The sequence below is a fragment of the Nitratireductor sp. XY-223 genome (assembly GCF_004959855.1).
Lineage (GTDB): Bacteria > Pseudomonadota > Alphaproteobacteria > Rhizobiales > Rhizobiaceae > Hoeflea_A.
The window spans coordinates 1-6,763 of sequence record NZ_SPNT01000038.1 but is presented as its reverse complement, the minus strand read 5'-3'; the positions used below and the strand labels follow the sequence as shown (position 1 = coordinate 6,763).

7 protein-coding genes and 2 pseudogenes are annotated in these 6,763 nt (G+C 56.9%); 4 read left to right on the top strand and 5 right to left on the bottom strand.

Annotated features, from left to right (window positions below; translation table 11 throughout):
- Nucleotides 1-299 precede the first annotated feature (299 nt).
- From E4M07_RS28690 to E4M07_RS28680, 3 genes and pseudogenes are all read left to right on the top strand, one after another.
- Nucleotides 300-1,144 (top strand): annotated as a pseudogene (locus E4M07_RS28690) (transposase).
- A gap of 461 nt (nucleotides 1,145-1,605) precedes the next feature.
- Nucleotides 1,606-1,953, top strand: coding sequence for a hypothetical protein (locus E4M07_RS28685; protein ID WP_136661839.1), 348 nt, complete (start codon nucleotides 1,606-1,608; stop codon nucleotides 1,951-1,953).
- 105 nt (nucleotides 1,954-2,058) lie between these two features.
- The gene (locus tag E4M07_RS28680; protein ID WP_136661838.1) at nucleotides 2,059-2,436 is read left to right on the top strand and encodes a hypothetical protein; all 378 of its coding nucleotides are present in this window, start codon (nucleotides 2,059-2,061) and stop codon (nucleotides 2,434-2,436) included.
- A gap of 180 nt (nucleotides 2,437-2,616) precedes the next feature.
- Here the strand turns inward: E4M07_RS28680 and E4M07_RS28675 are convergent.
- The 5 genes and pseudogenes from E4M07_RS28675 to E4M07_RS28660 form a co-directional block, all read right to left on the bottom strand.
- A pseudogene (locus E4M07_RS28675) lies at nucleotides 2,617-3,344 on the bottom strand (IS5 family transposase); the annotation flags it as partial.
- Nucleotides 3,345-3,428: 84 nt separating this feature from the next.
- A complete protein-coding gene (locus tag E4M07_RS28670; RefSeq protein ID WP_136661837.1) occupies nucleotides 3,429-3,818 on the bottom strand; it encodes a hypothetical protein in 390 nt (129 codons plus the stop codon).
- Nucleotides 3,819-3,821: 3 nt separating this feature from the next.
- Nucleotides 3,822-4,349 (bottom strand): group II intron maturase-specific domain-containing protein, encoded by a 528-nt coding sequence (locus E4M07_RS29975; RefSeq protein ID WP_169054464.1) that lies wholly within the window; start codon nucleotides 4,347-4,349, stop codon nucleotides 3,822-3,824.
- Nucleotides 4,327-5,109 (bottom strand): reverse transcriptase domain-containing protein, encoded by a 783-nt coding sequence (locus E4M07_RS29430; protein WP_281405011.1) that lies wholly within the window; start codon nucleotides 5,107-5,109, stop codon nucleotides 4,327-4,329. Before E4M07_RS29430 ends, E4M07_RS29975 begins: the two co-directional genes overlap by 23 nt.
- Before the next feature lie 81 nt (nucleotides 5,110-5,190).
- A complete protein-coding gene (locus tag E4M07_RS28660) occupies nucleotides 5,191-5,922 on the bottom strand; it encodes a transposase (protein ID WP_246660656.1) in 732 nt (243 codons plus the stop codon).
- A gap of 399 nt (nucleotides 5,923-6,321) precedes the next feature.
- Here E4M07_RS28660 and E4M07_RS28655 point away from each other — a divergent pair, with 399 nt between their 5' ends.
- Nucleotides 6,322-6,678, top strand: a complete 357-nt coding sequence (locus E4M07_RS28655) for a hypothetical protein (protein WP_136661835.1) — start codon at nucleotides 6,322-6,324, stop codon at nucleotides 6,676-6,678.
- Nucleotides 6,679-6,763: the final 85 nt, after the last annotated feature.

Sequence of the window (6,763 nt, the reverse complement as noted above, 5' to 3'; positions counted from 1 at the left end):
TGCAGCATCTCTGCACCGTCTTTGAAACGTCAAATCAGGAGGAGGAGATAGAATCGGAATGACAAACGGCAAACTTCAGGCCCAAATCAAACGGTCGGAAAAAGATGTGTGCATACGGTAGACCTCACGCCCGCCCCGGTGGGTCCACAGATGCCGTAATGGGGTTTGGCGCGAATCGCCGCCGTTATGGTTTTTTGAGACGATGATGATTAAGTGCCGTTGCCCCTGACACATAAAGCGTGTCTACGGAGTCTTGCCGTAAGGCGCGCTCCAATTCCGAAGAATAGAGGGACAACGACATGAATGTTTTTATAGGAATGGACGTATCTCTGGCAAGCACCGCGATCTGCGTGCTCGGCGAAAGGGGCAGGATCGTGAAGGAGGCGGAAGTGGCCAGCGAGCCGGAAGCGCTTGTAGCGTTCCTGCGCGGGTTGGATCACGAGACCGCCGTGGTCGGCCTGGAAGCCGGACCTTTGTCGCAATGGCTGCACAAGGAACTGAGCGATGCAGGCTTTACGGTTATGCTGATGGAAACGCGGCAGGTGAAAGGCGCCCTGAAGGTGATGCCGATCAAGACGGACCGCCGGGATGTTTTCGAGGCCCGGGTGCGGGAACTGGCCGAAGGCAATGCCATGCTCGAGGCCGCCGTCGCGCCGATCCTGAGGGCCCGGACGGCACTGCGCACCGAACTTGCGCAACTGGAGAAACTGGTGCGCGATCTGGCCGCAAAGGATCCCGCCTGTCAGTTGATGATGACCATGCCGGGTGTCGGCGCCGTCATCGCTTGACGGCGCGGGCCGCCATCGACGATCCCGAACGGTTCCGCGCTTCCAGGGACATCGGTCCATGGGTCGGGCTGACGCCGAAGCGCAACCAGTCGGGTGAAAGCGACATCGTCGGCGCGATCACCCGGGCGGGGGACGTTGGCTTGCGTACCGCGCTTTACCAGGCGGCCAAGGTGATGCTGGAAAAGGGGGCGAAGAACTGGTTATCGGCCTGGGCGCTGCGGGTGGCGCAGCGGCGCGGCAAGAAGCGTGCGACAGTGGCGCTAGCCCGCCGTATCGGCGTCGTGCTGCACCGCATGTGTGACGACACGCAATTCCGCTTCACCAAAGAAACTGCCATGCCCGCCGCATCGGCGTAGGCGCGGGTAGCCGCAAAACAGAGCTTCCAGCCGAGGAGGGTTCGGCCGCGCCAGAGGCGCCGGCTTGCGAAGTCCCGACCGGGACGTGGTCCCCGATGATGCCGGCGAAGTCCCAGTGCCGAACAGTCGTTGTTCGAGCACGTTTCACAGATAGGCACGCGGGAACCACTATTGGACCTGGCATAAAGTGGCGGCCTTCGCGCCGACTACGGACGGAAGCGTCATCCCGGTTCGGGACCACGGATCGAAACCAGCGCATACCTTGAAGCGACTGAAAATCTCGAAAGCCAAAAGCACGCCACGCCGGGACCGAGAAAACAAGAGCTGGTCTGGCGAGGCGCTTCCAACATGGACTTATCGTGGGATATTCGATGTCCCGCGCTATATAGTTACTGCCGTTTCGAGCTTGACAGCAACCGCCCCATTACGGAAGGACTAGTCTAGTCTTCTTCGGATGGAGCATGAAAATGGATTACGGCCAAATTCTCGGCATAACTGCCAACTGGGCTGCAATATTAACGGCCGTCGTGGCAACTACAGCCTATGGACGTTACCTTTGCAATCAGATTGCGCAAAGACACGCGCTCGAGAACTACCTTCGCAGCGAAAAGGCTGCGGGAGGAAATTCTGGGCAAAGAACGGTTCTGCACCTGATGGCAAAATTATCACTGACGGAATCAGAAGTGCTTAGTTCGGCATTTCGAAGTAAAGAAGTCAGTCCCGCAGTAGGTACCGATGAAAGAGGTCGAGCTGACACTCTCATGTTCGAATACACAGGATCTGACCTATCACTTCCGACGAAATTCTAACTGCAACCCGGCTCAGTTCGTCGTATCAAGGCCTGCAGCATTGCAGCTTCCCGTAAAGGGACAACCACGCGACTATTTCGTTTAGGAACAAGAAAGACCTTCAAGATGGCCGACAAAGTGGGAACCGACCCGGAATTTTCAAAGATCGCAGATACCGTCCTGAAGATCGCGGCTCTTGTTGGTGTTGCCGCAGCAATTGCTTCATTCGGCTACAATTTCGCGCAATGCGCCCCGAACAACTTTGTTGTTGCTATATCGATCCCGACATTCCTCCTAGCCCTCTTCGTATTCAGCATTGCACTTGGGCTCACAGACAAGACGTTCGGCAACTTTCGCGATATGGATTTTTCGGCTGGTATATTTATTGTCAAAGCATCGAGTCTCGTCTTGTACTTACTGGGATACTTGATGGAGGTGTCGTTGTTCGTCGTCGCATTTTACGCCTTTCGCGTAGCCGGTAACCTCCCGAACTGCCTACCTTAACGTCCTCGACCCTAACCTGCCGTTGATCAGGTCACCGCTATGCCGCGGGGCGGCCCGTCATTGCGGCCATTCGGCGCATCTACGAAGTCCCCGTCTCTTGTCTTGTAGGGTCTGACCCTTTCGAGGCGACCGGGATTACACATTCCCTTGTTGGAAGTGTAAGAGCCTGACTCTAAAATTTTACGTTGCATTGCAGTGCCTTGCCAGTCTGCGTGTCACCAGGCGGATGCTTGCAATGTGCGCCCAGGCGGTTGAGCTTTCGACGGTGTTCTCCCAGTCTTTGGCCAACCGGCGGCACCTTCCCAACCATGCAAAAGTGCGCTCGACCACCCAACGCATGGGCAGCAGAACGAAACCCTTTACCGCGCCTGGTCGCTTGACGATCTCTAGGGTCCAATTGTTGCCCATGGTTTGTCGGAGCTTGTCACCTGCATACCCGCCGTCGGCGAAAATATGGCGCAGCCAAGGAAACTTTTTGCCGACAGCCTTGAGCACATCGGGCGCGCCATCACGGTCCTGGATGCTGGCGGCATGAAAGATGATCACCAGCAGAAGCCCAAGGACGTCCGTCACGATATGACGCTTGCGCCCCTTGGTCTTTTTGCCGGCGTCATAGCCGCAAACACCGCCACTTTCTGTCGTTTTTACGCTTTGGCTGTCGATCACGCCAGCCGTCGGCTGAGCATCGCGCCCTTCCAATTCACGCGCAGCAGTGACCAGCAGATCGTTCATTGCCTCCAGAATACCGGTATTGCGCCAGGCGTAGAAATATACAGCACTGTCGTCATGGGCGGGAAGTCACTTGGCAGCGCACGCCACTGACAGCCTGTCGATCCGATGTAGAAAATCGCGTTGATCACTTCGCGCATGTCTGCGGTCCGGGGGCGTCCTCCGGGGCGTGCTGGTGGAAACAAAGGTTGTCGGGTAGCAGGCCGGTGTTGCCAACGGCCCGCCCCCTCAGAACCGTGCGTGCAAGTTTCCCCGCACAAGGCTCAAGCAAGTCCCTGATGAGACGCGCGGCGACATTCGGCATGGACAAGCACAAGGTTCCGATAGGAGCCGTTCGACTTGTCCCCATCACGATAGGACATACGGATGGTTTCGCCATTGTAGATGGATTGGCGGCAGGTCGGGCAACGATGCCCTTGCCGCCGCGCCACCTTTTGCCAACTACGCGTGAGGGCAGTCTCACCCGTCCGGCGTGCCCATCTTTGCCAGTAGCTATCCAGCGACGGATCGTCAGGCGAGTGGCGGTGTTTCACCATCGTCCAGCGCTCGATCTTGATCGAGGCAGGGTGGATCATGAATGCACCAGACTGCTTGTCCATGAAGGTGTAGCCGAAGTTCGGGCAGTTATAGTGCCGCCCGAAGTACTTCCGCATCCATCAGTGTTTCAGCTTCCTCGGGTGAGAGCGATGGCTCCACCGACGCTGACGCACATGGACGTAGTGCTCAATATCCGCAAAGACCTTGGCTGCAACGCTGTGGCGATAGTAATTGCACCACCCGCGTATCACCGGGTTGGCAGCTGCGATCAGCTGCCCCTGATCCACACCGACATGGGCGCGAAACAGTTCCCTCAGCTTCCGCCGGAATGCCTTGATGGCATCCTTCGACGGTTTGATTAAGGTCTTCATGCCAGCAGCGCGGTCCGGCACCCGGTAGGAACGAATATTGAAGCCGAGAAAGTCAAAGCCTTCCGTAATATGCCGGATACCAGTCTTTTCCTCGGAGAGGTAAAGCCCGCGTTCGGCGAGGAAGGCAGCGACCCGCCTCTTGGCCTCAAGCGCGTCGTCTTTTGTGTGGCAGATGACGACGAAGTCGTCAGCATAGCGCACGAAGACGGGGCAGTGAGGTTTTATCGTAGTGGCGCTAATGCCTCCGCGATACTCAATGCCCAGCGCATTTTCCATTCCGTGCAGGGCGATATTTGCAAGCAGGGGGGCTAATGACCCCGCCCTGCGGCGTGCCCTGTCCGGTTGCGTAGAACACACCATCTTCCACATAACCTGCTTTCAGCCAGCAGCGGATCAATCCCATCGCGGGGAAGTTGCCGATGGCATCCATCAGGGCATCATGGTCGATGGTGTCGAAGCAGCCTTTGATATCCGCATCGAGAACCCAGACCCGTTTGGACCCGGATTTCGTTGCCAGATGTATCCGCTCGATGGCGTCGTGGACGCATCGACCGGGCCGGAACCCATAACTCGTCCCTTCGAATTGCGCTTCCCAGCAGGGTTCCAGTGCGTTGAGCACCATCGCCTGCTGGCAGCGGTCGATGAGCGAGGGAATTCCGAGCGGCCGCTTCTTGCCGCCTGCTTTCGGGATATACACCCTCCGGGCTGGAAGTGGCTCCCATGTCTTGAGATTTGCCAGTTGATTGGCGAGATTTGCCCGCTCAGTCGGTGTCAGCGCCGAAATGATGTCGGTCGGATCCATATCGGGGTTGGTGCAGAAGAATGCCTGTGGTTCCCGTTTCCCATCCGGGTCGCGGACCAACACCCATCGGATAGGGGTTGGCGGAGTGCCGCGCCGGTACCAAAGGGCGGTCTCGGAGATAATTTCAAGCGACGTTGCCTTGGAACCATACCAGTGCGATGGCGTGATTGTTGTCCAGCGGTCGTCCGGTGCGGTCAGATGGCTTTGGGGTTTGGGCAGCGCTTTCCCTTTCACGCGGGGCCGCCCGAGTTTTTGCGATTTTGGGGGTGGCGCGAAGAGGTTTGCATCAAGTCTCAACCTGCTGACAAGGGTCGCTTATGGGCTGATACAGTTGGCCAGTTCATGTGTTCCAAAGCTGCTGTCACCCACGAAGATGATCAGACGGTCGGGAAGCCAGCGAATGATTTGGAGCATGCCTTGCCTGGCCCAGTCCGTGAGTTTCTTGTGCTGCAAGCCTTGTTTTTTGGCATAGCGTTCGGACGGGGCAAGAAGCGTTAGAAACGGGAGAGCCTTGATGCCCGGCATCCACGGCACAGGGGTGAGCAGCATGAAACCGAGCCAGCGCAGACCACTGGTTTTGACAAAGTGACCACGACTGGAGCGCACCGGGTCGCGATAAATACCGCGCGCGGAGATCCGTTTACCCCATCGGCGTTCGATGGTGTCGTCAAGGCCAATGATGATCGGTCCGTTTCCGGACAGGCCTGCCACGAGAAGGTGGAGAAGTCGTTTTGCCAGATCCTTCGGCCACCACCGGGCACGATTGAGAACCTGGTGGAAGGAACTGAAGGTTGCGCATCCGGCGTAGCCTGTAATGCGCAGGCAAGACGACACGGTTCTCTTGCCCGGTGACAGCACAGCACCCATCACAAGAATGAGTACGAGGCTCCAGGTGCGGGCCGTGAAGGCTGTGCGGAAGGGATCGAGCCTGTCGATGAGAAATTGCGGAACGGGGTCGCCGGTTTCAGCCGAGAGATCAACATGGTGTTTCATGATGATGTTGGAATCAAGAAGCTTGCGGCTGACAACAGTCGAGGCTGCGACCAATTGACTCGCCTTCGCAATCACGACAGTCGGAAATTGCTCTGCTATCACACCGCCATGGCAAAACCTGATCCATATCTTGCACGTATCGAAGCGTTCAACACGATACGGGGGGGTGGTGTGACAATCACCAGGATACGGAACGGCTACAATCTCCACCTCACGGACACAGAGGCACCGATCGCACGACTTCAGCCAACCGGTTCTGGTGACGAAATGAGGATAATGTTCTGGTCCTACCGAGGGCGGTGGCAAGATGTTGGAGACTTCGGAGGGATCATTTTGCCCCTCGATCAAGCGCTGGAAGAAATCTCAACAAACGAAATCTTCTGGACATGGACGTGACTGGTTTTTGTACAAAGTCGAGCTCAGGACCGGCAGCCCTATGACTAGAAGGCGCTTTTGAAAAGTGGGTTTTCGCTTGTCGGAGAATGGTCGCTCGATGGCGATCATATCTCGCTGCCCGGTGATTTGCCTTCCGAGGCAGGCGTGTATGCGTTCGTTCTGGGTGACGAAGTTGTCTATGTCGGGCTTACCCAAAATGCCCTGAAAACCCGAATGGGACACTATCGGATCGGGCATAGCCGTCAGAAGACCAGCGCACGTGTAAAGGGTTTGATCAAGGAAGCTTTGACAGACGGCAAGAGAGTGCAGGTGCTCATGTGCACACCGGAAAACTCTGAATGGAATGGCTTGCCTGTTCACATGGGACCAGATCTCGAAGCTACCGTATGCACACATCTTTTTCCGACCGTTTGATTTGGGCCTGAAGTTTGCCGTTTGTCATTCCGATTCTATCTCCTCCTCCTGATTTGACGTTTCAAAGACGGTGCAGAGATGCTGC